We start from the raw sequence: 22,023 nt of genomic DNA on the forward strand, positions 1-22,023 counted from the left end.
ACGTGGGGCATTCCTTGGGGCACTTTCAGCCCACTCGTGGCCCTCAGGCCTGTTGTTCTATCACGAAGAGGAGGTTGGCTGGGATGGTAGGATTCGAACCTACGATCTACTGTACCAAAAACAGTTGCCCTACCGCTAGGCCACATCCCAATACCGAACTGTGATTTAATGCGCCTTTCTCTATGCTGCAACCCTAAAATCGCGACTTGTGGCAATGCGGAGCGGGGTTTAAGCCCGGCCTCATGGAAGCACAGGTCGTAATCATTGGCGCAGGCGCCGCGGGCATGATGTGTGCCATCGAAGCCGCGCGCCGTGGACGGTCGGTTTTGATCCTCGATCACGCCAAAACAGTTGGCGAAAAGATTCGCATCTCCGGCGGTGGACGCTGCAACTTCACCAATCTCGACATCCAGCCAGATCGTTTTTTGTCGCAGAATCCGCGCTTTGCCTTGTCAGCGCTGAAACGCTTTACGCAATGGGATTTCATCGCAATGGTCGACGCGGCAGGCATCCCTTGGCACGAGAAGACTCTGGGGCAGCTGTTTTGCGACCGGTCGGCAAAAGATATTATTGCCATGCTGCTTGATCAAATGGAGCAAGCCGGAGTCCGCGTGAAGCTCGGGGTTTCAGTGGCAGGTGTCTCGCATAATGGCACAAGCTTTACCGTTGCGACCTCGTCAGGCAACATTGAGTGCGAAAGCCTCGTGATTGCCAGCGGTGGCAAATCTATCCCGAAAATGGGGGCTACCGGCTTCGGCTATCAAGTGGCGGAGCAGTTTGGTTTACCAATTGTCGCAACCCGCCCTGCGTTGGTGCCCCTTACATTCGCCGAGCAGGAGCTTGAGAAGACGCGGCCGTTGGCAGGAACATCGGTTCAGGCCAATGTATCGTGCAACGCGGCCAACTTCAGCGAAGGGCTGTTGTTCACGCATCGCGGACTATCCGGCCCCTCGATCCTACAGATTTCGTCCTACTGGGGCGATGGAGATACGTTAGAGGTCGACCTTGCCGCGTCCAAAGATATTGCGGAAGACCTCAAGACATTGCGGTCGGAATCAGGGCGTATCTCCATCAAGAACGCTTTGGCACGGATCATCCCTGAAAAGCTCGCTTCGGTTGTTGTCTCCGAAACGGGGTTGGTCGGAAATCTGGCCGATCAGAACAACGCCGCGCTCGATGTCTTGGCGCAGCGCGTTCATCACTGGACGATTAAGCCCGTAGGTTCGGAAGGATACCGCACGGCCGAAGTCACGTTGGGTGGGGTGAACACAGATGCGCTCAACGCCAAAACGATGGAAGCGAAAGTCATGCCGGGGCTGTATTTCATTGGTGAAGTCGTGGACGTCACCGGATGGCTGGGCGGTTACAACTTCCAATGGGCATGGTCATCGGGATGGGCGGCAGGTCAGGCAGTTTAAGCTATACGCGGCAGGGGTTAGCCTTTGCCAATGCATCAAACTGCATAAGGCTTTTAACCAACGCTGGCATCTGATCCAGCGGGATCATGTTTGGCCCGTCTGACGGAGCGTTGTCGGGGTCTTCATGGGTCTCGATAAAGACACCTGCAATCCCCAACGAAACCGCGGCGCGCGCCATCACGGGGGCGAACTCGCGTTGTCCACCGGTCGAGCCACCCTGCCCGCCCGGCTGTTGCACGGAATGGGTGGCATCCATGATGACCGGATATCCGGTCTTCGCCATGGTCGGCAGCGAGCGGAAATCAGCGACCAGTGCATTATACCCAAAGGACGCGCCACGTTCGGTCAACATGATGTTTTCGTTGCCTGTGCTTTCGACTTTGGAGATCACGTTGGGCATGTCCCATGGCGCCAAAAACTGGCCCTTCTTGATGTTGATGACCGCGCCGGTTTCACCCGCCGCAATCAACAGGTCAGTCTGGCGGCACAAGAACGCGGGGATTTGCATCACGTCGACGGCTTGGGCTACGGCAGCACAATGCTCCGGCGAATGCACATCGGTCAGTGTCGGGCAGCCGATCTCCGCACGAACCTCGTCCATAACGCGTAAACCCTCTTCAAGTCCAAGACCGCGCTTTCCCGACAGGGATGTGCGGTTCGCCTTGTCATAGCTGGCCTTGAACACGTAGCCCGCACCTGCATCCGCGCAGGCTTTGGCCATGGCTTCGGCAATCATCAATGCGTGATCAAGGCTTTCAAGCTGACACGGGCCTGCAATCAAGGTTAGGGGCAGGTCGTTGCTGCACTCAAGCGCGCCGATATGGATAGTTTTCATTGGGATTATACCTGTTCACGAAGGATCGAAGCCGTCAGCGAAACCATCAAGTAAATGCCGGCGAAGATCAAGAACGCCAGAATGGTGTTCTCGAACGAGCGCGGATAGGTTGGCTCGTCCGGGGCCACGGGGCTCACGCCGACTGACAGGTAGCGCACCTGACGGTTAGCTTCGAGGCGCGCCGCTTCGAACTGGGCTTCGGCCGCAGCAAGGAATTCCTGACGCATGGCCAAGTCGCCTTGGGCTACCATCAATTCACCCGAGATACGGGCAAGTGAACCGGTGTTTGCGTTGCTTTCGGTCAGTTGCGCACGATATTCGGCGATCAACTTTTGCAGCTCTGCAATCTTGTTTTCAGATGCCCTGACCTTCGCCTCGTTGGGCCGGGGGTTTGCAAGAAACTGTTGCAACGAAATCCGCTCGGTCAGCAGTTCGCTTTCCAGTTGGGTGATCTGGCCAAAGATCGCCTGCACTTCGCTTTCGGGGCTGAGAACGCCCAGTTTTTCCTGAAGCTCGACGATGCGGTCTTGTGCGTCACGCATTTTCACCTCGGCCTCGGCACGGCTCTCAAGGGCACCCTGCATCTGGTCACCACGAAGGCGGGATGTCAGTTGGTCCACGCGCTCTTCTGCGTAGCTGATGAGCTTTTTGGAGAAAGCAGCAGACGTTTCGGGGTCAGCTGCGCTGACCTCCATCTTGATCACCCCTTCAGCCGGATCATAACCGATCCGCACATGCTTTTTATAAAGCGAATATGCCGCCTCATTGGTGCTATCCAATTCGATACGTTGCAACGCATCAATGTTTTCCTGCGAGAAATGTGTCTTGAATCCCTCGTCCTCGTTCAAACGCACCATCGCGTCACGGGACTGAAGGTAGCCTTGAACGGTGATGCTATCTTGCGACGTCGCAAGCCCTGTCCCCGAGAACAACCCGCCAAGCTGGCCAGCCGACGACGGCTCTGCAGTCTGGATGACAAATTCCGACTTGGTCGCGTACATCGGCGTTGCAACAACATAGTAATAATATCCTGCGACAAAAGTCGGCAGCAGCACAAAGACCATCATCCTGATTGCCAACAAAGTGGCGCGGCGGCGGCGGCGCTTCGCGATGTCGCGCTGGATGGCCATAATCTCAGTTGCGCGACGGTCTTCCGAGATCACTTCGGTCGATGGCAGGGATGGCTTGGCAGTAACGGTCGACGGAAGTTGCGATTTAACCTCGGCCTCATCGCCTTTGTTCTTGCCATCGGGAACGACCAGTTCCAGCATGTTGGATCGCTTGAACGGGTCAATCCCCTTTTCGCGCAGCAAACGCACAGCGTCATAGTCGGACACTGGCGCCAACCCCTGCTTTTGTGCAACGCGGCGCGCCATGCGAAGCTGCCGCCCGGTCAGGCCTTCGCGGCGGATCGCATCAATCATCTCCGCCGGGCTTTGGGTCGCGACCGCCTCCTGGACGTCCGGCTCGTTTGGTGCTTTCTGCGCTGTGGTTTGCGACCTGAAATCCTGCGCTCCAAAGCCGTCATCGGTCGGCGTCGCAAACATCATTTCTTCTTTTTGCAACACATCTGCGACTGCCGCGTTGGTACTGTCCGGTGCCACAGCTTCCACATTCGGCGCGATCGGGCGCGCAGAGGAAGTCGGGCTGTCGCTGCGCCGAAGGCGATACTTTTTAACTTTGGGTTTCGTAATCATACAGTCGCTTCGCTTCTTCCAATGTGTCGAACATGACCAGCTTGCCACGGCTTAGGACCGCTGCAGATCGACAGAATTTCTCCAGCGTTTCAGCTTGGTGCGATACCACGATCACCGTGGCTTTTTTCAATCGGTCTTTCAGGATGGACCCCGCCTTACGGTTGAACTCTACGTCCATTGTGGCGGGCATCCCTTCATCTATGAGGTAAATGTCAAATTCCAGCGCCAGCATCAGCGCAAAGGTGAACCGTGCCTTCATGCCTTGGCTATAGGTGCCAACAGGCATATCGAAATATTCTTCAAGGCCGCAAAGATACCGGCAGAACGCTTCGATATAGTCCGGGTCCAAAGAATACAGCTTAGCAATGTAGCGGGCATTTTCGCGAGCGGTGTGCTTGCCTACGACCCCCCCCATGAAGCCCAAAGGGAAAGATATGCGGGAGGTCCGGATGATCTCGCCCTCGTCAGGCTTCTCCAATCCCGCCATCATATTGATGATCGTCGTCTTACCAGTGCCGTTCGGGGCCAGAATACCGATGGAATGACCCAGCTCCACGCGAAACGACGCGCGGTCAAGGATCACCTTGCGCTGCGTGCCAGTCCAGAAGGACTTGCTGACGTTTTGAAACTCAATCATCTACGGGGAAACCCCCTACCTCATCTAGCCCGCATGTCCCCTGCGGATCGTTAGGCGCATTCTAGGCACCCTTTAAGGCCGCATTATGTCGGATCGGGCCACTGCATTTCAACGCTATATCAGTAAATAGGCCATGAATCAGACAAGAGAACGCAAATAAATGCGCCGTCTTGCCAAACAATCACAGTGTTTGGTGTCGCGATCAGCCGTTTTGCTTCTCAACGCGGCATAGTCTCCCCGCCAAAATCGAGACACCCGCCGCCGCAAAGGAGAACAATGCACCCATTTTGGCCGCATCCTGCACCGGCCCGGGTTCAAACGCCACGGAGGCGACGAACAGCGAAACGGTAAATCCGATCGCCGCCACACAGCCGATCACCACAAGGTCAATAATCCGCATACCTTGCGGAATACCCAGCCCCAACGGCTTCGCGGCGACCCAACCGAAAATCAGGATGCCCACAGGTTTCCCGATCATCAATCCAGCCAGAACCAACCAGGTCGCATCTCCCATGGCGTTAAACTCCACGCCCGCATTCAGCAGGCCGAAGAAGAACAAGATGATTTCTACTGGGTGCTTCAGCGCATGCTCGAACTGGTTGAGGAGGTCTGTCAGATACTGCTCCGCCTCCGAAAAAATACCAAACGCGCGGTCGGCGTGCGGTATGGTCGGCACGATTGGCAGCAAGCCCAACGCAGGGTGCAAGCCACTTTCCGCAAAGCCATACCAGCTCAGACAGGCCGCAATCAGGTAGGGAACAAAGTGCAATTTCGTGCGAACAAAGGTCGAAACGGGACGCGCCTGATTACCTCGATCCAGCTTACGCGGCAGCCAGTTGGCCAGCACAAATACGCCTACAGCGGCGGCCGCTGAAAGCAACAGCCACTCCGGTGCCAACTCGCCCGACGGGTAGAAGATCGCCAGAATGACCAACCCTGCGGCGTCATCTGCAATCGCCAAAAGCAGCAAAAAGCGAACAGCAGGGTGGCCCGCGCCGAAGACCATCCGGCCCACAAGATAGCTGAATGCGATGTCCGTAGCCGTCGGAATAGCCCAGCCATTGGCGACCGCGTTGTAGGTGTCGGAGCCCATGAAATAGGCCAGTCCAAGATACACCGCGATAGGTCCGAACATGCCTCCCGCCGTTGCAAACAAGGGTGTCGCGGCCTTCTTGCCGCGCAGTGAGCCGTTTCTTAGGATCACGGCTTCCCAGACTTCCTTCGCGGCAATCGCAAAGAACAATGCCATCAGCATGTCATTCACAAGGTAGTGCAGGCTCAACACCTTGGTGATGTCGCCAACTTCGTATTTCTCGAATCCGTCGCCGTAGGACTTTGCCCAATACGAGTAATCCAATCCGATCCAGTCGTTAAACCACAACGGATGCTCAACAAAATGGTGATAAGCATGCGGGTCTGTATTTGCCCAAAACAGCGCAATAACAGCGCCAACGATCAGCAACAAAGAGTAGTTGGTGACGAAATTCCAGACGCGATACATATCGCTCCCCCGCGCTTAAGCTCTTAAAGCGGAGTTAAAGCAAACGAAGTCGCGGGGCAATCAACTCAAGCGACCACATTCCAGATCAATCCCGCGGTGACACTGCCGATAAATGCAAAGCCCAGATAGGCGGCAAAAACCCGCGGTTTGACCAAGGCCCACACCGCGATTGCGGCGGGGATACAGCTGACACCTCCGGCAAGCATGAAGGACATCGCAGCCCCGTTGCTCATACCTTGGGTCAACAACGCATCGACCAACGGAACCGCCGCGTAGCCGTTCAGATAGGCAGGCGCGCCAACCAAGGCCCCCAGGATGACGGGGCCAACACCAGATCCGCCCAGAACCGAGGACACCATGCTCGCCGGAACATACTGAAGCATGATGTTCTCAAGCAGGTAGGCCAAGAACAACCACTTCGCCAGAAACGCCAAGTTCTCTATCGCCGCAGACTTGAAAACAGCCACGCGCTTGGGCTCCTGCCAGAACCGCCAGTTCGGCGTGCCTTTGAACGGCGAGCCACAGCCACAACCACCTTGCGTGACTTCACGCAACGGGTCTGCGAACAACGCAGTTTTGGCAAGCGTCATCGTGGCGAACCCGCCAAACATCCCCAAACCGACCGCCGACAGCGTTTTGGCCACCGCAAAGTCGAACCCCAGCGTGCCGGATGTGATTAAGAACATGGCGGGGTCCATCAATGGCGACGCCAACCAGAACGCCATCACGGCGGACAAAGGCACCCCTGCCACAAGCAGGGCGGCAATGAACGGGATCACCTCGCACGAGCAAAATGGGGCCAGCCCGCCAAGGGCGGCTGCCAGGAAAATCATCCGCGACTCACGCCCCTTAAAGGCTTCGGCCACCACAGCTTCAGCACCCGTCGCCTTAAGATAGCCAATGGCCAGCACCGCAAAGATGATGAAGATCGCGGTGTGACCCATCGCCTCGAATGTGCCTGTCAGAATAGGCAGCCCCTGCGGACGATCGAGCAGGAAAACGAGCGCGAGAATGACTGCGCTGGTCACCCAAACCTTGGAAACCTTGCTCCAAAATGCCGGTGTCGGGGATTGGGTCAGATCAGCCATGTTCGTGGTCCTCAAGATCGGCGCAACATTCCGCCAGCAAAAAGTCGTTCAACCGTTTGAACGTCGCGTAATCCGCCATTGCACAGATGATCGAGCGCCCTTGCTTGGTCTGTTTGATCAGCCCCGCTTGCGCCAAAATCTTCAAATGGTGCGTCAGGTTAGCGCCGCTCAGGTCGGTCGCAGCTCCCAAAGCGCCAATGTTCATTCCCTTGTCGCCCGCCCGCGTGAGCGTGCGCAGCAAGGACAGACGTTGCTCGGAGCCAAGGGCAGCGTAGGCGCTTGCCGCTTGAACAAGGGACAGATTCGGATCATCAAATGCTTTCATATTTCTATAATTATAGAATAATAAATCATTCGCAATCATTTTCTGCCTCACTATGATCTGCCACATGCCAATTTCCACCCTCAAACACGACCTCTCGGCCTGCGAAATCTGTAAGGACCGCTTTGCGGCAACCCACACTGCGCACGCCCCGCGCCCCGTGGTTTGGTTCGAGAAATCTGCGCGCATCCTCATCGCAGGTCAGGCCCCCGGCGCGCGTGTTCATGAAAGTGGCAAGCCCTTTACAGACCCGTCAGGGGACCGACTGCGCGACTGGATGGGCGTCGATGATGCGACCTTCTACGACCAAACTCGCGTCGCCATTCTTCCCATGGCCTTCTGCTTTCCCGGTTACACCGCTAAAGGCTCCGACCTTCCTCCCCCGCCCATCTGCGCAGAAACATGGCGCACACCAATCCTTGCGCAACTGCTGGACATTCGCCTGACCCTGCTCGTCGGTGGCTATGCACAAAAGTACCATTTAGGAAAAACCGCTGGCAGCGTCACCGACACTGTCGCCAACTGGCGCGACCATGCGCCCGCGATTATCCCCTTGCCGCATCCATCGTGGCGCAATACCGCATGGATCAAACGCAACCCGTGGTTCGAGACCGAGCTTCTGCCCGTCCTCAAATCCCGCGTGAAAGAGGCACTTGTCCCATGAACACCCCGCTTGATCAGGCCCACATCGCCATGGACGCCGCCCCTGACGACGACACCGCCCGCCTGCGCTTCTACGAGCGCATGGGCGATTCCGAGCTGTTCGTGTTGCTGGAAGGCGAGCCGGAAGGCGACAAGATCACGCCGCAGATTTTCGAGGTGGAGGACGCATCCTATATCCTCGCCTTCGACCGCGAGGAACGCTTGGCCGAGTTCGCGGAAGGCTCGGCCCCCTATGTCGGCCTGTCAGGCCGCGCCTTGGCGCAAATGCTGGCGGGTCAAAACTTTGGGCTTGGGATGAACCTTGGCGTGGCGCCGTCCTCCATCCTGATCCCGCCCTCTGCCGTGGATTGGCTGCACGAAACCTTGTCCCACGCCCCCTCCGAGGCCGCCGAAACGCCAACCGAGATCACCCCGCCAAAGGGCTTACCTGACAGCTTGGTCACAGCTATCGACATGAAACTCGCCACGGCAGCAGGCCTTGCCCAATGCGCCTACTTGGCTGGGGTGACCTACGCCAGCGGACAGCGGTCGCATATATTGGCTTTCGTTGGCGCAGAGCCCGCCGCGGAAGGCGCGTTGGCCCGTGCTGCGAATGAAGCCTTGGTTTTCTCTGGAATTGAAGCCGGAGCCTTGGACGTGGCTTTCTTCGATGCCAGCCACGCAATTATTGGCGCTCTCGAAGCTCAGGCACTGCGATTTGATCTGCCTCAACCGATCCAACCCACCGAACGCCCAGCCCCGGGAAGCGATCCCTCAAGGCCGCCGAAACTCATCTAGCGTCAGTATCCCGCTGCGCGGTCGACAATGTGCAGGAAGGGCTCGCCCGCTTCACCACGCCGAATGTTTTCCGCAATAACTTCCGAGGCCGTCGTGGCCTTCGTCTCCGCCGCGATATGCGGCGTCACGGTCACCTTAGGATGCGCCCAAAACGGATGTTCTTTGGGCAAAGGCTCCACGCGGAACACGTCCAAAGTCGCATGCGCCAGCTGCCCGCTATCCAGCGCAGCGATTAGTGCGCTGTCATCAATTAAAGGCCCTCGCCCGGGGTTCACGACGAAACTGCCTCGCCGCATTAACGCGATGCTTCGCGCATTCAATACGTTCTCGGTCGCTGGGGTGTCAGGCAACAACAAGGCCACCATATCCGCATCGGATAACGCGTCATCCAACCCGCTTGCGCCGTGATGACAGGTCACGCCCTCAACAGCCTTGGGGCTTCGCGCCCAGCCATGCACCTCGAACTTCAACCGAGCCAAGGCCTGCGCACAAGCAGCCCCCAGCGCGCCCAGCCCCAGCACACATACCTTGCGATCCCGCGCTAAAGGCGCAGCAGTTCCAGCGCGCCAAACACCGTCCTGCCCCGACAAAAACTTGTCCATCCCAAGGTGATACCTCAGCACATGGCCAGTGACCCACTCCACCATGCTTTCCGTCAGGCCATGATCCACCATCCGGCACAGCGGCACCTTCAACGTCGGGTTGTCCACCATGGTTTCAACACCCGCCCAAAGGCTCAAAACAGCCTTCAATTTGGTGAACGGGGTAAAGTCAGAAACAGGCCCGCTCGGCGCATAAACGATGTAGTCGACATCCGCAGGGTCGAACTCCGTGCCCAGCTGCGCATCAATGCCCGCCTTGGTGAACGCGGCACGCAGCGGTGCTTCGTATTCGGCCCAGCTTTTGGGCTGGGCGGAGAACAATACGTTGATCATGGAACTCTACCTTGGTCTGTGAACATGGGCGCTTTGCATCAAGCCAAACGCTAACAACAAAACGATCATCGCGGAGCCGCCATAGCTCACCATCGGGAGCGGAACCCCAACGACCGGAGCCAGCCCCATGACCATCGACATATTCACCGCAAAGAAAAGGAAGAACGTCAGGCCAATGCCCATGGTCAACAAGGACGCGAAACGGTCCTTATTGCTCAATGCCGACACGACACAAAACACCAACACTAGGACATAAAGGCTCAGTAATGAGATGCCGCCGATGAAGCCAAACTCCTCGGCCAAAGTGGTGAAAATAAAGTCGGTGTGCTTCTCCGGCAGGAAGTTCAGCCGACTTTGCGTGCCTTGCATATAGCCGCGGCCGGTCCAGCCTCCGGACCCCAGTGCGATTTTGGATTGGGTGATGTGGTACCCTGCCCCCAATGGGTCGGATGCGGGGTCGATAAAGGTGTCGATACGCCGGTATTGATAGTCCTTCAACAGCTGCCACTCTGTTCCCCGGCTCTTGAAAACGGCCCCCACCAATCCCGCAGCGGCACCGACAACGGCTGCAAAATAAAGCCAGTGGACCCCCGCAAGAAACATCAGGCCGCCGCCACCGAACACAAGCAACAATGCAGTTCCAAGATCAGGTTGGCGCAGGGTCAGAAACACTGGCAACGCGATGATCACAATCGGGATAAGAACCCAAAGCGGTCGTGATATCTTCTTGATGTCCACCCAGTCATAATAGGCGGCCAGAAACATAATCAGGGTGATTTTGGTCAACTCGGACGGTTGCAGCCGCATGAAACCAAGGTCGATCCAGCGTTGCGCGCCCATGCCGGTAGAGCCGAAAAACTCGACCCCCAGAAGCAGCAGAACGGATATTCCGTAAGCCGCCCCTGCGATGTTTCGCAGGAACCAGACGGGGATCATGGCGACGCTGATCATCAAGAACAAGCCCAAGGCAAACCGCTTCATCTGCGGTTCTGCCCAAGGCAGCATCGACCCTCCGGCGACGGAATACAGCATCAGGAACCCGACGCTGGCAATTGCCGTTAGCAACACGACCACAGGCCAGTTCAAGTATAACACCTTTGACAGCCCGCTCGGGACCGATTTGACGTTGTATTCAAGGTAACTCATGCCTGCGAGTCCGGTGCTTTCGGCTCATCAAGCCCCCACACCTGCAGCTTTTTCAACGCCGAGCTTACGCGCCCGCGCTGCGCGCTCGGGTAGGCGGATAACGGTGGCATCCCACCCGTTTGGGCGGCCAGCATGATGTCGCGGGCAATCGGGGCCGCAGCTGTCGAGCCGCCACCGCCATGTTCGACCACGACCGCAATCGCGTATTTGGGCGCATCGACGGGGGCGAAGCCTACATATAATGCGTGATCTCGGCGCTCCCAAGGAAGGTCGGCGTTGCGAAACACGCCACGCGCCCGCTCGGCCTTGGTAATGTTGCGCACCTGACTGGTTCCGGTTTTGCCCGCCATGCGCATCGACTTGTCCGCGATGCGTGTACCATAGGCCGTGCCGCCACTTTCGTTCGCCACGGCAAACATGCCGCCCTGAACATGGGCCATCATCTCGTCACTCAACCCCAAGGGTTCGCCCGCGCCGGATGGCGTCTCGACCCCGTCAACGGATTTCACCAGTCGGGGCGACACCGCACGGTTGGTGGCAAGCCGCGCGGTCATCACTGCAAGCTGCAACGGTGACGTCAGGACAAACCCTTGCCCGATGGATGCGTTGAGGCTGTCACCGATGACCCAATCATTGTCGCGGTTCTCTCTCTTCCACGCTTTGGTCGGCATCAGGCCCGAGGCAACGGCAGACATCGGAACATCGTGCCGCTCACCCAAGCCCAATCGACGCGCCATGGTCGAAATCTTCTCGATCCCCACCCGTTGTGCCAGATCGTAATAATAAACGTCGCAAGATTGCTTCAGCGAGTTGCGCAAGTTCATTCGCCCGTGACCGCCGCGCTTCCAGCAGTGGAAGCGGCGGTTTGCGACTTCGGTATACCCGACACAGCGGATCGTCTCGTCGGGGCGAATTTCCTCTGCCTCCAATGCCGCCAGCGCCGTTACCATTTTGAAGGTAGAGCCCGGCGGATACGTCCCCTGCACAGCCTTGTTGGCCAGAGGTCGGTATTTGTTATTGGTCAGTCCGCCGTAATCCTTCACCGAAATGCCGCGGACGAACAGGTTCGGATCAAATGCAGGGGCGGAGCCGATCGAAACCAGATCGCCGGTCTCCACGTCAATCACAACCGCGGCGGCGCTTTCACCCGCCAGTCGTGCCTGCACAAAGTTCTGCAACGTGGCGTCAATGGTCAGCTGGACATTTGCCCCCTTCTGACTTTCATCGCGTCCCAGCTCGCGCATCACGCGGCCAATGGCATTTACTTCCACCCGCTTGGTGCCGGCCTTGCCGCGCAGCTCGTGCTCCATCTTGTTCTCGGAGCCGGTTTTGCCGATCTGGAATTTTGGAATTTGCAGCAACGGGTCTTTGTCTTCAATCCGGCTCAGGTCATAGTCGCTCACCGGCCCGACATATCCAACGATATGAGCGAAATCAGCACCGCGCGGATAGATCCGGCTCAATCCCACCTCTGGAGTGATACCCGGCAGCGCCGGCGCATTCACCGCAACTTGACTAAGATCTTCCCAAGACAGACGGTCTGCAATGGTCACAGGAACCAGCCGCGACCGCTTACGCAACTCCTCACGGGCGCGCTCCATGTCCTCTTGGGTCATCGGGATCAACTGAGCCAGATCACGTAGCACTTTTTCGGGGTCGTCGACTTCGTCGCGCACCATCGTTACGCGGTAGTTCTGCTCGTTGCCTGCCAGTAACAACCCGTTGCGATCAAAAATCTGCCCGCGCGCAGGAGGCAGTAAACGGATGTTGATCCGGTTTTCCTCGGCCAGCAGTCGGAACTGATCGGCCTGATCCACCTGAAGATGTCGCATCCGCAGCCCCAAGATACCCGTAACCACAGCCATGCCACCGCCCAGCACAAGGCCACGACGACTGAGAATTGCAGCGCTTTCCTCGGTATCTTTGGCCGAGCGTCTCATCCGATAACCCCGTCACTATCCAGCTCACGAACCCCCGCCCGCCTTACTCTCAATATAAAGTGGGTCACGGCGATAACAAAGGGATAGGCGATGGCAGTCGTCAAAACGTGAAGCAGGACAGTCCCGAGGCTTGGATGCGGCACGGCAAAGATCAGGTGGAACAGCCCGTTCACCACAACCGCCGCCGTGAATGCTCCCATCACCAGCGCGATCTCTAGAGGCACCGAAACCTCATTGCTGGCATTGGTCTGACGCCGCAAAAATTCGTAAGCCACAAGGGATATCGCTGGCCAAAGGCCCAAGGGGCGCAGGTACAAAACATCTGCCAGCAAGTGCACAAAAACGATCAGGACAACCGGTGCCCAGCGCGGACGGCGCATCAGGAATGCGGCCGTCAGACAAAACAGCCAATCCGGCCCGGGCAAGCTGAAATAGCTGCCACCCTCCTGAATTAACGCGCCGCTCACCGGATCAATCAACGGCAATACATCCGGCGTTGTGTTCAAGGGCAGAAGTTGCCCGAATATAATGAGGGCGCTAACGACGAGGAAAACGATGCGGTACTGGAAGCGCCGCCAAGTGATCGGATCAACCATCCGTTCCCTCCGCCACAGGCTCGGCCTCGCTCACCGGTCCGTCCGCCGCGATCAAACCGCCTACCGTTCCGATTGTGGCCGAATGCGGCGTGCGCAACACCCGTAGAAATTCCAGCCGCCCGTAATCCGCAGCCAGCTTGACCCGCAAACGGCGATCCGGACCCAGCGCGATTTGCCCGACCAGCACATCCGCCGGGAACACCTTGCCGTCACCCGATGTCACAACGCGGTCTCCCGGCCGCACATCTTCGACATTCTCGACAATATCTACCGGTGGCGCGAGTGTGTTGTCCCCCACCAACAGCGCCTTCTGACCCGAAGGCTGGATCGTCACCGGAACACGGCTGTTGGTATCCGTCAGCAAGATCACACGAGACGTTTTATCACCAACACCCGCGATACGGCCCACCAGCCCCAGCCCGTCCATCGTCGCCCAGCCATCCTGAATTCCGTCACGCGCACCCACATTCAGCAATACCGACCGCCGGAAAGGCGAGCCGTTATCCGTAAGCACCACCCCTGTCACAAAGGTTAGCTGTGCATTCAGGCGCACCTTGTTCAGGTCTAGAAGTCTCGCGTTTTCCTGCTCCAGCTGGATCGCGGCCTCTCGCCAGGATTTCATGCTTTGCAATTCACGCCGAAGCTCTTGGTTCTGCTCGTAGATACGCGCGTAGCTCTGGAAATCGTCAAACATCCGGCTGACCCGCGTCACCGGCACCAAGGCCCAGTCAAAGGACGGCACAACCTTATCGACAATCGCCGAGCGGAACCGCTCCATCCGCGGGTTATCAATGCGCCACAACCCGAAGATCGCCAGCAAGACAACAACCAAGACCCCGATCAGGACACGCCTGACAGGGCGGGCGTATTCTTCTTGTCCGCGTCGGTCGATCGCCATGGGTTAAGTCCAAACTGCCGGGGGCAGCCGAACGGCCACCCGATAGGGTTAACTATCGTAATCTATCACGTGGCGCAGTTGTTTTTCGTATTCAAGGGCTTTGCCGGTACCAAGCGCAACACAGTTCAGGCTCTCATCCGCCACCGAGATGGCCAGGCCGGTCTGTTCACGCAACGCCAGATCCAGCTCGCCCAACAGCGCACCGCCACCCGTCAGCATCACGCCACGGTCGACAATATCCGCCGCCAAATCGGGTGGCGTCGCTTCAAGCGCGGTCATCACGGCTTCGCAAATCTGCTGCACCGGTTCGGCCAAAGCCTCCGCCACCTGCGCTTGATTGATCTCGGTCTCTTTCGGCACACCGTTCAGCAAGTCACGCCCGCGGATCACCATCGACGCGCCACGCCCGTCATCCGGCATCCGCGCGGTCCCAATAGAGGTTTTGATCCGCTCCGCCGTCGACTCGCCCACCAAAATGTTCTGGTGGCGGCGCAGATACGAAATCAAAGCCTCGTCCATCCGGTCCCCACCAACGCGCACGGATCGCGCATACACAATATCACCCAGCGACAGCACGGCCACTTCCGTCGTCCCGCCGCCAATATCCACAACCATGGAGCCGGTCGGGTCAGTAATCGGCATACCCGCACCAATTGCCGCCGCAATCGGCTCCGCAATCAGGCCAGCTTTGCGCGCGCCCGCCCCCAGAACCGACTGGCGAATGGCGCGTTTCTCCACAGGGGTCGCCCCATGCGGCACACACACAATAATCTTCGGCTTGGTAAACGTAGAGCGGCGGTGCACCTTGCGGATGAAGTGTTTGATCATCTCTTCGGCCGTGTCGAAATCCGCAATCACGCCTTCGCGCATCGGTCGGATCGCCTCGATAGAGCCGGGCGTGCGCCCAAGCATCAGCTTTGCGTCCTCACCGACCGCCAACACTTCCTTGCGTCCACCCTTGGTGTGATAGGCCACAACGGAAGGCTCGTTCAGCACGATGCCCTTGCCTTTGACATAAACAAGCGTGTTTGCCGTGCCGAGGTCGATGGCCATGTCAGATGAAAACAGACCCGAAAAGATACCAGCCATGTAAATTGTGCCCCAAGCGTTCAGAATTAACCCGCCGACTCACAGGCCCGCGGGGAAGATTGGCGACTTATAGGCGCGCCGCGCTCCGGTTGAAAGCCACCTGCGCAGTCATATCAGCACTATTCCGCCTCTCTCAGGCAGGTTAGAAGCGCGGCATGCTGTCATACCAACACATCTTTCATGCCGGAAACCCCGCTGACGTGCACAAACACGCGCTGCTATGCGCCATGCTGTCCTACATGACCCGCAAGGACAAACCGCTCAGCTATCTCGAATCCCATGCCGGTCGCGCGCTCTACGACCTTTCCTCTGCCGAGGCCTTAAAAACCGGCGAGGCCGAAGCGGGCATCACCGCGCTAACAGAAAAATTCGCACCCGATCATCCCTATATCAAAGCGCTCACCGCTTTGCGCGATCAGCATGGAGACACCGCCTATGCAGGTTCCCCCATGCTCGCCGCCTTGTGCTTGCGCCCGACCGACAAATTGCACCTGGCCGAACTGCACCCGCAAGAATATCAGGCCCTGCGCGACACGATGCGCCCCCACAATGCAAAATGCTACAAGCAAGACGGCTTCGACATGGCCCAAGCCGTCTGCCCGCCAGAGCCACGTCGCGGATTGCTGCTCATCGACCCCAGCTACGAGATCAAATCGGACTACGAGCTGATCCCGAACCAGATCGCCAAACTACACCGCAAATGGAATATCGGCGTGATAGCACTCTGGTATCCCATCCTGACGTCTCGGGCACATGTGCCGATGGTTCAGACCCTAAAGGCCCAAAACCTGCCGGACGTGCTGCATCATGAGGTTGCCTTTCCCCCTGTCAGAGACGGGCACCGGATGACCGGATCAGGCATGTTCATCGTCAACGCGCCCTACAGTCTGACCGAAGAAGCCAAAACCCTGTCACAGATTTTCCAATCTTAGGGTTTCATCTTGGCAAAAATATTCTCGCCGAAGGCAACCCCGCGCCAGCACCAAACGTGACGCTCGACTAAGGCGGCTCACGCCTGCCACACACTCCAAAATGAAGCGCGCCGCAGGCGCTCATTGGGGTTAACCCAAGCCTAGCTTACGTCTTTATACGAGACTTCCGGCGTGTCGCCGCCGGACTTCTCGCGCCGCACGACAAGGCGGTTCAGCGCATCAACATACGCTTTTACCGAGGCCACAACCGTGTCCACATCTGCCGACTGACCCGTAGCGATCTTGCCATCTTCCTCCAGACGAACGGATACGGTCGCTTGCGCATCCGTCCCTTCGGTGACAGCGGCCACTTGGTAGACCTGAAGCCGCGCTTGATGCGGGAACAACGCTTTCACCGCATTGAACGCGGCATCAACAGGGCCATCCCCAGTCGCACGCACCGAGGTTTCTTCGCCGCCGATTTCCAGCGTCATCTCGGCGGATTTCTCCAGCCCCATGCCGCAGGAGACCTTCAGCGCCGTCAGCCGGATGTGGTCCGCTTCCGCGTCGCCACTTTGCATCAAGGCAATCAGGTCGTCGTCATAGACTTCCTTCTTCTGGTCGGCCAAGGTCTTGAACCGCACGAAGACATCCTTCAGCTGGTTGTCCCCCAACTCAAACCCAAGCTCTGCCAGTTTTGAGCGCAACGCCGCCCGTCCCGAGTGTTTGCCCAGCACAATATTGGTCGCTTGCAAGCCCACATCTTCCGGACGCATGATCTCGAAGGTCTCGGCATTTTTTAGCATCCCGTCTTGGTGAATGCCGGACTCATGCGCAAAGGCGTTCTTGCCGACAATCGCCTTGTTGAACTGCACCGGAAACCCCGACACAGACGCCACACGGCGCGAGATATTCATCAGCTTGGTGCTGTCGATGCCTGTCTGGAATGGCATAATGTCATTGCGCACTTTCAGCGCCATCACGACCTCTTCCAGCGCAGTATTCCCCGCGCGTTCCCCCAAGCCGTTGATCGTACATTCAACCTGTCGCGCGCCAGCCTCGACAGCGGCCAAAGAGTTGGCCGTCGCCATACCCAAATCGTTGTGGCAGTGGGTCGCGAAAATGATCTCGTCCGCTCCCGGCACGCGCTCCAGCAGCATCGAAATCAGCGCTGCACTTTCACGCGGCGCGGTATAGCCAACAGTGTCGGGAATGTTGATAGTTGTCGCCCCGGCCTTGATCGCAATTTCCACCGTCCGGCACAGATAATCCTCTTCCGTGCGCGTGGCATCCATCGGCGACCACTGCACGTTGTCACACAGATTACGTGCATGGGTGACGGTCTCGTGGATACGCTCCGCCATCTCGTCCATGTTCAGGTTCGGGATGGCGCGGTGCAGCGGCGACGTGCCGATAAACGTGTGGATACGTGGCCGCTTGGCGTGTTTCACAGCTTCCCAGCAGCGGTCGATGTCTTTGAAGTTGGCCCGCGCCAATCCGCAAATCACCGAATTCTTAGCTTGCTCGGAAATCGCCTTCACCGCGGCGAAGTCACCTTCCGAGGCAATCGGAAAGCCTGCTTCGATAATATCGACGCCCATTTCGTCCAGCAGACCCGCAATCTCCAGCTTCTCGGCATGACTCATGGTGGCGCCCGGCGACTGCTCGCCGTCGCGCAAGGTGGTGTCGAAGATGAATACTTTGTCTTGTTCGCTCATGATCTCGTTCTCTCAAATACGTGGTTTCGCGGCGGCAGTCTCTGCATCGCCAGTGTTCGGCAGGCCTTGCGGCTCGATCAGCAGCACCTTGGCCACTTTGTCAGCACGGGGACGGTGAACGACACCTTTGGGAACAACGCACAGCTCCCCCGGTCCCATAGTGACACTCTCGCCGCCTTCACGGTCGAGCATTACCTCGCCCTCCAGCACCAGAAAAAAGTCATCGCTGTCGTCATGTTTGTGAAACGGGAACGCGCCCTGAAATTTAACGACCATAATGTCATTGCCATTATAGTCGGCCACCACCTGCGGGTCCCAATGGGACGAGAACAGGCTCAGCTTTTGTTCAAGATTGACCTTTTGCACGGGGTCACTCCTTAGCTATTCGTTTTTTTGGGAAGGTCCGGTGCTGGCACTACTGAGCGGCACGCACCGGGAAGGCACGCTCAGCGCAGGCTAAGAAGTAGGTTATGTGCGTCAATGCTCATGAGACAGATCATACGAACACCGACGGAAAAGGAAAGCCGCAATTTGACTTGCGACGCGGGACCGTTACCTCTGCCCTATGAAACGAACACTCATCATCGGCGCGTCGGGCGGCATCGGAGCCGCGTTGTCGCAGAACGCACAAACCCGAGGCTATGACGTGACAGGCCTGTCCCGCAGTCAAGACGGCTTGGACGTCACGGATGAGGCATCAATCGAACGGACGTTTAAAAAGCTGAATGGCAGCTACGACCTGGTCATCTGCGCTACCGGTGCTTTGGTCATAGACGGCCATGAGCCGGAAAAGTCGGTGAACGCTCTTAGCGCTCGAAGCCTGACCCTGCAGTTCCAAACCAACGCCATGGGTCCGGCGCTTGTCCTCAAACACGCAATCCAGTTCCTGCCAAAAGACCGGCCTGCCACGTTCGCCGCGCTGTCGGCGCGCGTTGGCTCCATCGGCGACAACAAGATCGGCGGCTGGCACAGCTACCGTGCCGCCAAGGCCGCGCTGAACCAACTGATCCACGGCGCATCCATCGAACTGGCCCGCACCCACAAGCAAGCCACTTGCGTCTGCCTGCACCCCGGCACGGTGGAAACCGACTTCACCGCCAAATACGCAAGTCGCCACAAGACGGTGCCCGCATCGCAGGCTGCCGAAAACCTGCTGAGCGTACTCGACGGCCTAACACCTTCCGACAGCGGCAAGTTCTTCGACTATTCCGGCGCACAGGTGCCGTGGTGACGCGCCTCGTGCTGGTGCTGGGCGACCAGCTTTCCCCCAACCTGTCCGCACTGCAAAAAGCCGACAAAGACAGCGACATCGTCGTCATGGCCGAAGTCGCGGACGAAGCGTCCTATGTCCCCCACCACCCCAAGAAGATTGCTTTTATCTTCGCCGCCATGCGCAAATTCGCGGACGCGCTACGCAACAATGGCTGGCAGGTCGACTACACCAAGCTCGACGACCCCGAAAACGCGGGCTCCGTTACCGGCGAGCTGCTCCGCCGCGCCGAACAGCACGACGCCTCTGGTGTGATCGCCACCGAACCCGGCGAATGGCGGCTGATTGAGGCGCTGCAAGAGATGCCGCTGAAGCTGCACATGATCGCTGACACCCGTTTCATCGCGTCCCACAAGGAGTTCGAGGACTGGGCGGAGGGCCGCAAAGAGCTTCGCATGGAATGGTTCTACCGCGATATGCGCCGCAAGACGGGCCTGTTGATGGATGGCGACAAACCGGTGGAGGGCAAATGGAACTTCGACCACGACAACCGCAAGCCCGCCCCTGACGATGTCGATTTCAACGGCCCCATGCAGTTCACCCCTGACGACACGGTGGAGGAGGTGCTCGATCTGGTCGAGCAACGCTTCGGCGACAATTTCGGCACCCTCCGCCCGTTCTGGTTTGCCACCGACACAGGGCAGGCGCGGCGGCAACTGACACATTGGGTCAAACACGCCCTACCCAAATTCGGCGACTTTCAAGACGCGATGCTGAACGACAACCGGTTCCTGTATCACTCGATCATCAGCTTCTATATTAACGCAGGCCTGCTGGACCCGCTGGAAGTGTGTGAACAAGTCGAGCAGGCCTACAAGGACGGCCACGCCCCGATCAACGCCGCCGAGGGCTTCATTCGCCAGATTATCGGCTGGCGTGAATACATGCGTGGCATCTACTTTTTGGAAGGTCCCGACTACACCTCGCGCAACGTGCTGAAGCACGACCGCGCCTTGCCGTCGTTCTTCTGGGACGCCAACACCAAGATGAACTGCGTCTCTAAAACCGTCGCCCAAACCCGCGACGAGTCCTATGCCCACCACATCCAGCGCCTGATGGTCACCGGCAATTTCGCGCTGTTGGCGGGCATCGACCCGCACGAGGTCCATGAATGGTATCTGGCGGTCTACGCCGACGCCTATGAATGGGTGGAGGCCCCGAACGTCATCGGCATGAGCCAGTTTGCCGATGGTGGCATCGTCGGCTCCAAACCTTACGTGTCGTCAGGGGCCTATATCGACCGCATGTCCGACTACTGCAAACACTGCAATTATAAGGTGAAAGACAAAACCGGACCGGACGCCTGCCCGTTCAACCTGCTCTATTGGGACTTCCTGATCCGCCACCGTGAGCGGTTTTCAAACAATCCGCGTATGGGCAACATGTACCGCACTTGGGACCGCATGGACGAGTCACGCAAAGAGGCGGTCCTCAGCGATGCACGGGTGGTCCTGAAGCGGCTCGATGCCGGCGAATCCATCTGAATTAAGGCATTTCTTTGTTAATGAAACGGACAAATTCGGGCGATTCGGGTTGAGGTTACGTCATTCTTTACACGAAAAACGCAATTAAGCATTTGTAATTAAACAATTATATTACATTAACCGAAGATGAACGCAGGGTTCGCGCTTCATTCAACACCGATAGGTCATAACCAACAGCATGGAAGGCCAACCAAGACGGTCTGCCAGTAACGAAACAAAGGAACACGCCATGACCGGATCATTTGCCGAGAAAGCCCGTACCCGCCGTATTGTCGCCCTCCAAGCGATGCAGGCGAATCGAACTGGTGTTAGCCCGAAAGCCGTGAACCTCTACACGGCCAAAGCCTCGCGCTTCCCGCCTGTTGATCGGGTGCTGGCGGCGCTGTCTTCTCAGGAACCTCTGCGCCTTATGGCGGCCTGAAAGAAGTAAGGATTACGTATCCCTCCAAAACGAACGTATCCCTCCAAACTGATAAAGGCCGCCTCCTCTGGGCGGCCTTTTTCTTTGCCGGAACACAAAATATTTGATCTCGCTTCCGCCCATTCACGCTGCATTCATCTTCGCTCTGCTATGAGTCGTCCTATGTTCAAAAGTGTCCAGTTACTCGGCATCGTTGCCATCGGTTTTGCCAACCCGTCCTTTGCGTCCTCTGCGCATGAGATGGGGCAATCTGAACTTCGTCAGATCGCAGCAACAGGTAAAACCGTAAGCATGAAGTCTACACTAAGTTCAGTTTCCAAGTCCCTCCACGCTAAAGTCGTCGAAGCCCGCGCATTCAGCGCCGACGGCGTCTACTATCGCCTCGTCTTGAAACGATCCAACGGCAAGCTAGTCAGCGTAATAGTTGACGCACAGACTGGTCGCCAGGTGTCCTCCAAGTCACCCGTCGGTCAACAAGTCTCTGCAGCGGCATCTTCAAAGGGCACGAAATCTTCCTCTAGCCGCTCCAACGGGCAATCTGGGAGCAACGGGAACTCAGGGGCTGGCGGTAACGGTGGTGGTAACGGCGGCGGTAACGGCGGCGGTAACGGCGGCGGTAAGAAATAAATTCTCCACGCTTCGGCCACAAACACGCCCAAGTCCGCTGATATCCCCGC

The 22,023-nt window shown here is 57.9% G+C and carries 22 protein-coding genes and 1 tRNA gene; 8 read left to right on the plus strand and 15 right to left on the minus strand.

Annotation, left to right across the window (positions count from 1 at the left end):
- Positions 1-75 precede the first annotated feature (75 nt).
- Positions 76-150, minus strand: a tRNA-Gln gene (locus BUB72_RS10920).
- Between the two features lie 92 nt (positions 151-242).
- Here BUB72_RS10920 and BUB72_RS10925 point away from each other — a divergent pair.
- Entirely contained in the window at positions 243-1,418 is a 1,176-nt protein-coding gene (locus BUB72_RS10925) for a BaiN/RdsA family NAD(P)/FAD-dependent oxidoreductase (RefSeq protein ID WP_073143751.1), read from the plus strand.
- A 1-nt stretch (position 1,419) separates the two neighbouring features.
- Here the strand turns inward: BUB72_RS10925 and kdsA are convergent, their stop codons facing one another.
- From kdsA to BUB72_RS10955, 6 genes are all read right to left on the minus strand, one after another.
- Positions 1,420-2,253 (minus strand): 3-deoxy-8-phosphooctulonate synthase, encoded by an 834-nt coding sequence (gene kdsA / locus BUB72_RS10930; RefSeq protein WP_073143752.1) that lies wholly within the window; start codon positions 2,251-2,253, stop codon positions 1,420-1,422.
- A 5-nt stretch (positions 2,254-2,258) separates the two neighbouring features.
- Positions 2,259-3,950 carry a KpsE/RkpR family capsule polysaccharide export protein gene (locus BUB72_RS10935; RefSeq protein ID WP_073143753.1) on the minus strand — a complete coding sequence of 564 codons (1,692 nt, stop codon included), beginning with the start codon at positions 3,948-3,950 and terminating at the stop codon, positions 2,259-2,261.
- Positions 3,928-4,587 carry an ABC transporter ATP-binding protein gene (locus BUB72_RS10940; RefSeq protein ID WP_073143754.1) on the minus strand — a complete coding sequence of 220 codons (660 nt, stop codon included), beginning with the start codon at positions 4,585-4,587 and terminating at the stop codon, positions 3,928-3,930. Before BUB72_RS10940 ends, BUB72_RS10935 begins: the two co-directional genes overlap by 23 nt.
- Before the next feature lie 202 nt (positions 4,588-4,789).
- Positions 4,790-6,088: a Na+/H+ antiporter NhaA gene (locus tag BUB72_RS10945; RefSeq protein WP_073143755.1), complete on the minus strand. Its 1,299-nt coding sequence runs from the start codon at positions 6,086-6,088 to the stop codon at positions 4,790-4,792.
- Positions 6,089-6,153: 65 nt separating this feature from the next.
- Positions 6,154-7,176: a permease gene (locus BUB72_RS10950; RefSeq protein WP_073143756.1), complete on the minus strand. Its 1,023-nt coding sequence runs from the start codon at positions 7,174-7,176 to the stop codon at positions 6,154-6,156.
- Positions 7,169-7,501 (minus strand): ArsR/SmtB family transcription factor, encoded by a 333-nt coding sequence (locus tag BUB72_RS10955; RefSeq protein WP_073143757.1) that lies wholly within the window; start codon positions 7,499-7,501, stop codon positions 7,169-7,171. Before BUB72_RS10955 ends, BUB72_RS10950 begins: the two co-directional genes overlap by 8 nt.
- A 64-nt stretch (positions 7,502-7,565) precedes the next feature.
- On the opposite strand from BUB72_RS10955, the gene BUB72_RS10960 reads away from it, so the two are divergent.
- On the plus strand, positions 7,566-8,162 hold the full coding sequence (locus BUB72_RS10960) for a uracil-DNA glycosylase family protein (protein ID WP_073143758.1): 597 nt from the start codon (positions 7,566-7,568) through the stop codon (positions 8,160-8,162).
- Positions 8,159-8,938 (plus strand): SseB family protein, encoded by a 780-nt coding sequence (locus BUB72_RS10965; protein ID WP_073143759.1) that lies wholly within the window; start codon positions 8,159-8,161, stop codon positions 8,936-8,938. Before BUB72_RS10960 ends, BUB72_RS10965 begins: the two co-directional genes overlap by 4 nt.
- 2 nt (positions 8,939-8,940) lie before the next feature.
- Here the strand turns inward: BUB72_RS10965 and BUB72_RS10970 are convergent, their stop codons facing one another.
- The 6 genes from BUB72_RS10970 to BUB72_RS10995 are packed head-to-tail and all read right to left on the minus strand — an operon-like array spanning position 8,941 to position 15,542.
- Complete coding sequence (locus tag BUB72_RS10970) at positions 8,941-9,873, minus strand: 2-hydroxyacid dehydrogenase (RefSeq protein WP_073143760.1); 933 nt, start codon at positions 9,871-9,873, stop codon at positions 8,941-8,943.
- Positions 9,874-9,879: 6 nt separating this feature from the next.
- Positions 9,880-11,019: a rod shape-determining protein RodA gene (gene rodA / locus BUB72_RS10975; RefSeq protein WP_073143761.1), complete on the minus strand. Its 1,140-nt coding sequence runs from the start codon at positions 11,017-11,019 to the stop codon at positions 9,880-9,882.
- Positions 11,016-12,959 (minus strand): penicillin-binding protein 2, encoded by a 1,944-nt coding sequence (gene mrdA, locus BUB72_RS10980; protein ID WP_073143762.1) that lies wholly within the window; start codon positions 12,957-12,959, stop codon positions 11,016-11,018. Before mrdA ends, rodA begins: the two co-directional genes overlap by 4 nt.
- Positions 12,956-13,555, minus strand: coding sequence for a hypothetical protein (locus BUB72_RS10985; RefSeq protein WP_073143763.1), 600 nt, complete (start codon positions 13,553-13,555; stop codon positions 12,956-12,958). Before BUB72_RS10985 ends, mrdA begins: the two co-directional genes overlap by 4 nt.
- Positions 13,548-14,453, minus strand: a complete 906-nt coding sequence (mreC, locus tag BUB72_RS10990) for a rod shape-determining protein MreC (protein WP_073143764.1) — start codon at positions 14,451-14,453, stop codon at positions 13,548-13,550. The genes BUB72_RS10985 and mreC overlap by 8 nt, the downstream gene beginning before the upstream one ends.
- Before the next feature lie 48 nt (positions 14,454-14,501).
- A complete protein-coding gene (locus BUB72_RS10995; protein WP_073143765.1) occupies positions 14,502-15,542 on the minus strand; it encodes a rod shape-determining protein in 1,041 nt (346 codons plus the stop codon).
- A gap of 155 nt (positions 15,543-15,697) precedes the next feature.
- Here BUB72_RS10995 and BUB72_RS11000 point away from each other — a divergent pair, with 155 nt between their 5' ends.
- Entirely contained in the window at positions 15,698-16,474 is a 777-nt protein-coding gene (locus BUB72_RS11000; protein ID WP_073143766.1) for a 23S rRNA (adenine(2030)-N(6))-methyltransferase RlmJ, read from the plus strand.
- Positions 16,475-16,614: 140 nt separating this feature from the next.
- Here the strand turns inward: BUB72_RS11000 and BUB72_RS11005 are convergent, their stop codons facing one another.
- Together BUB72_RS11005 and BUB72_RS11010 are read right to left on the minus strand one after the other, a co-directional pair.
- Complete coding sequence (locus BUB72_RS11005) at positions 16,615-18,171, minus strand: 2-isopropylmalate synthase (protein WP_073143767.1); 1,557 nt, start codon at positions 18,169-18,171, stop codon at positions 16,615-16,617.
- Positions 18,172-18,183: 12 nt separating this feature from the next.
- Positions 18,184-18,537: a cupin domain-containing protein gene (locus BUB72_RS11010; RefSeq protein ID WP_073143768.1), complete on the minus strand. Its 354-nt coding sequence runs from the start codon at positions 18,535-18,537 to the stop codon at positions 18,184-18,186.
- A gap of 199 nt (positions 18,538-18,736) precedes the next feature.
- Between BUB72_RS11010 and BUB72_RS11015 the strand changes: the two genes are divergently transcribed.
- The 4 genes from BUB72_RS11015 (at position 18,737) to BUB72_RS11030 (ending at position 21,973) form a co-directional block, all read left to right on the plus strand.
- Positions 18,737-19,402 (plus strand): SDR family NAD(P)-dependent oxidoreductase, encoded by a 666-nt coding sequence (locus tag BUB72_RS11015; protein WP_073143769.1) that lies wholly within the window; start codon positions 18,737-18,739, stop codon positions 19,400-19,402.
- A complete protein-coding gene (locus BUB72_RS11020; protein WP_073143770.1) occupies positions 19,396-20,925 on the plus strand; it encodes a cryptochrome/photolyase family protein in 1,530 nt (509 codons plus the stop codon). The genes BUB72_RS11015 and BUB72_RS11020 overlap by 7 nt, the downstream gene beginning before the upstream one ends.
- Before the next feature lie 229 nt (positions 20,926-21,154).
- The gene (locus BUB72_RS11025; RefSeq protein ID WP_073143771.1) at positions 21,155-21,346 is read left to right on the plus strand and encodes a hypothetical protein; all 192 of its coding nucleotides are present in this window, start codon (positions 21,155-21,157) and stop codon (positions 21,344-21,346) included.
- A 162-nt stretch (positions 21,347-21,508) separates the two neighbouring features.
- On the plus strand, positions 21,509-21,973 hold the full coding sequence (locus BUB72_RS11030) for a PepSY domain-containing protein (protein WP_073143772.1): 465 nt from the start codon (positions 21,509-21,511) through the stop codon (positions 21,971-21,973).
- Positions 21,974-22,023 lie beyond the last annotated feature (50 nt).

The sequence above is a fragment of the Litoreibacter ascidiaceicola genome, assembly GCF_900129235.1.
In the GTDB taxonomy this organism is placed as follows: Bacteria; Pseudomonadota; Alphaproteobacteria; order Rhodobacterales; family Rhodobacteraceae; genus Litoreibacter; species Litoreibacter ascidiaceicola.

What these genes read in the sequence shown, in the direction of transcription:
- BUB72_RS10940 (WP_073143754.1), bottom strand. Translation starts at nt 4,587, where the DNA reads ATGATTGAGTTTCAAAACGTCAGCAAGTCCTTCTGGACTGGCACGCAG.
- BUB72_RS10935 (WP_073143753.1), bottom strand. Translation starts at nt 3,950, where the DNA reads ATGATTACGAAACCCAAAGTTAAAAAGTATCGCCTTCGGCGCAGCGAC.
- BUB72_RS11025 (WP_073143771.1), top strand. Translation starts at nt 21,155, where the DNA reads ATGACCGGATCATTTGCCGAGAAAGCCCGTACCCGCCGTATTGTCGCC.
- BUB72_RS11005 (WP_073143767.1), bottom strand. Translation starts at nt 18,171, where the DNA reads ATGAGCGAACAAGACAAAGTATTCATCTTCGACACCACCTTGCGCGAC.
- BUB72_RS10950 (WP_073143756.1), bottom strand. Translation starts at nt 7,176, where the DNA reads ATGGCTGATCTGACCCAATCCCCGACACCGGCATTTTGGAGCAAGGTT.
- BUB72_RS10960 (WP_073143758.1), top strand. Translation starts at nt 7,566, where the DNA reads ATGCCAATTTCCACCCTCAAACACGACCTCTCGGCCTGCGAAATCTGT.
- BUB72_RS11030 (WP_073143772.1), top strand. Translation starts at nt 21,509, where the DNA reads ATGTTCAAAAGTGTCCAGTTACTCGGCATCGTTGCCATCGGTTTTGCC.
- BUB72_RS10945 (WP_073143755.1), bottom strand. Translation starts at nt 6,088, where the DNA reads ATGTATCGCGTCTGGAATTTCGTCACCAACTACTCTTTGTTGCTGATC.
- mreC (WP_073143764.1), bottom strand. Translation starts at nt 14,453, where the DNA reads ATGGCGATCGACCGACGCGGACAAGAAGAATACGCCCGCCCTGTCAGG.
- BUB72_RS10995 (WP_073143765.1), bottom strand. Translation starts at nt 15,542, where the DNA reads ATGGCTGGTATCTTTTCGGGTCTGTTTTCATCTGACATGGCCATCGAC.
- rodA (WP_073143761.1), bottom strand. Translation starts at nt 11,019, where the DNA reads ATGAGTTACCTTGAATACAACGTCAAATCGGTCCCGAGCGGGCTGTCA.
- BUB72_RS10965 (WP_073143759.1), top strand. Translation starts at nt 8,159, where the DNA reads ATGAACACCCCGCTTGATCAGGCCCACATCGCCATGGACGCCGCCCCT.
- BUB72_RS11000 (WP_073143766.1), top strand. Translation starts at nt 15,698, where the DNA reads ATGCTGTCATACCAACACATCTTTCATGCCGGAAACCCCGCTGACGTG.
- BUB72_RS10955 (WP_073143757.1), bottom strand. Translation starts at nt 7,501, where the DNA reads ATGAAAGCATTTGATGATCCGAATCTGTCCCTTGTTCAAGCGGCAAGC.
- BUB72_RS11015 (WP_073143769.1), top strand. Translation starts at nt 18,737, where the DNA reads ATGAAACGAACACTCATCATCGGCGCGTCGGGCGGCATCGGAGCCGCG.
- BUB72_RS10925 (WP_073143751.1), top strand. Translation starts at nt 243, where the DNA reads ATGGAAGCACAGGTCGTAATCATTGGCGCAGGCGCCGCGGGCATGATG.
- kdsA (WP_073143752.1), bottom strand. Translation starts at nt 2,253, where the DNA reads ATGAAAACTATCCATATCGGCGCGCTTGAGTGCAGCAACGACCTGCCC.
- BUB72_RS10985 (WP_073143763.1), bottom strand. Translation starts at nt 13,555, where the DNA reads ATGGTTGATCCGATCACTTGGCGGCGCTTCCAGTACCGCATCGTTTTC.
- mrdA (WP_073143762.1), bottom strand. Translation starts at nt 12,959, where the DNA reads ATGAGACGCTCGGCCAAAGATACCGAGGAAAGCGCTGCAATTCTCAGT.
- BUB72_RS10970 (WP_073143760.1), bottom strand. Translation starts at nt 9,873, where the DNA reads ATGATCAACGTATTGTTCTCCGCCCAGCCCAAAAGCTGGGCCGAATAC.